The following is a 2,015-nucleotide window of genomic DNA, read 5'->3' on the forward strand; positions in this document are numbered from 1 at the left end:
GCGTAATCCGCTGATGCTCCTTCCGCTGGCCGTGGCCCTGACCGCCGGCTGCTCCCAGGAGGCGGCCGCGCCCGCCGCCGCCCCGACTGCCGCAAAGGCCCCTGCCGCCCCCGTGAACGCCGAGAACCGCAGCCACGACGAGAGCTCGTACGCCGAGCCGGACAAGGTCGTCATCAAGGACATCGCGCTGGATCTGAAGCTGGACTTCGACCAGAAGCAGATCGGCGGTACCGCCACCTACACCCTGGAATGGAAACAGAAGGACGCCAAGCAGCTGGTGCTCGACACCCGCGAGCTGACCGTGTCCAAGGTCGAGGCCGTTGCCGCCGACGGCGCGCGCAGCCCGCTGAAGTTCGAACTGGCCCCGGCCGACAAGGTGTTCGGCAGCAAGCTGACCATCGAGGCTGCGGAGCAGCCGGCCAAGGTGGAAGTGACCTACCACACCGCACCGACCGCCTCGGGCCTGCAGTGGCTGGCGCCGTCGATGACCGAGGGCAAGAAGCTGCCCTTCATGTTCAGCCAGTCGCAGGCCATCCATGCCCGTTCCTGGGTGCCGCTGCAGGACACCCCGAGCGTGCGCTTCACCTACAGCGCGCACGTGGTCTCGCGCCCGGACGTGATGGTGCTGATGAGCGCCGACAACGATCCGAAGGCCGCGCGTGATGGTGACTACACCTTCAAGATGCCGCAACCGATTCCGTCCTACCTGCTGGCCATCGCCGCCGGCGACCTGGTGTTCGAGCCGATCTCCGGCCGCTCCGGCGTCTGGGCCGAACCGACCATGGTCAACAAGGCCGCCAAGGAATTCGAAGACACCGAGAAGATGATCGGTGCCGCCGAGAAGCTGTACGGCGAATACCGCTGGGGCCGCTACGACATGCTGGTGCTGCCGCCGTCGTTCCCGTTCGGTGGAATGGAGAACCCGCGCCTGACCTTCGCCACCCCGACCGTGATCGTCGGCGACAAGTCGCTGGTCTCGCTGGTCGCCCACGAACTGGCGCACAGCTGGTCGGGCAACCTGGTGACCAACGCCAGCTGGAAGGACATCTGGCTCAATGAAGGCTTCACCACCTACGTTCAGGGCCGCATCACCGAAGCTCTGTACGGCAAGGAAATGGCCGAGATGGAGAAGCAGATCGACCAGACCGACCTGCTGGCCGAAGTGAAGGAGATGAGCCCGGCCGACCAGGCGCTGGCGCTGCCGCCGCTGAACGAGCGTGATCCCGACGAGGCCCTCAGCCAGGTGGCCTACGTCAAGGGTTCGTGGTTCCTGGAGTTCCTGGAACAGCGCTTCGGCCGCGAGACCTTCGATCCGTTCCTGCGTGGCTGGTTCGATGACCATGCCTTCCAGAGCGCGAACACCGACCAGTTCGTCGATTACATGAAGAAGAACCTGCTGCCGAAGAATCCGTCGGCAGTGACCGAGGTCGAACTGAAGGCATGGCTGGACGAGCCGGGTATCCCGGCGTTCGCGGCCAAGGCGCAGTCGCGCAACTTCAGCAGCGTCGATACCGCGCGCATCGCCTTCGCCAGCGCCGGCACCGTGCCGAGCAGCCAGGTCATCGCCGACTGGAGCACGCAGGAATGGGTGCGCTTCATCGATGGCCTGGGCGCGACCCAGCCGCTGGACAAGCTGGCCACGCTGGACAAGGCCTTCCACTTCACCGGCACCCCGAATGGCGAGATCGCCATGCGCTGGTACCCGCTGGCGATCCGCAGCGGCTACGAGCAGGCCAATGAAGGCGCGGCGGCATTCATCGAGCGCGTCGGCCGTCGCAAGCTGATCCTGCCGATCTACGCCGAACTGGTGAAGACCCCGAAGGGGCTGGAGCTGGCCAAGCAGGCCTTCGAAAAGGCCAAGCCGGGCTACCACCCGATCACCACTGCCTCGGTGCAGGACATGCTGGCCAAGGCTGAAGCCAAGTAAGCAGAAGCGCCGGGCATCCCCCGGCGCTTTTTTTGTAGAGTCGAGCCATGCTCGACTGGCTTTTCAACAGCAGTCGAGCATGGCTCGA

The 2,015-nt window shown here is 65.4% G+C and carries 1 protein-coding gene; it reads left to right on the top strand.

All coding sequences use genetic code 11. The features are described 5' to 3' along the window. Positions 1-1,927 (top strand): M1 family metallopeptidase (locus ABGA94_RS00290; protein WP_375365988.1); only part of this gene is annotated, 1,927 nt, incomplete at its 5' end. Positions 1,928-2,015 lie beyond the last annotated feature (88 nt).

It is taken from the genome of Stenotrophomonas sp. 3diitr2024 (genome assembly GCF_042136455.1).
In the GTDB taxonomy this organism is placed as follows: Bacteria; Pseudomonadota; Gammaproteobacteria; order Xanthomonadales; family Xanthomonadaceae; genus Stenotrophomonas; species Stenotrophomonas sepilia.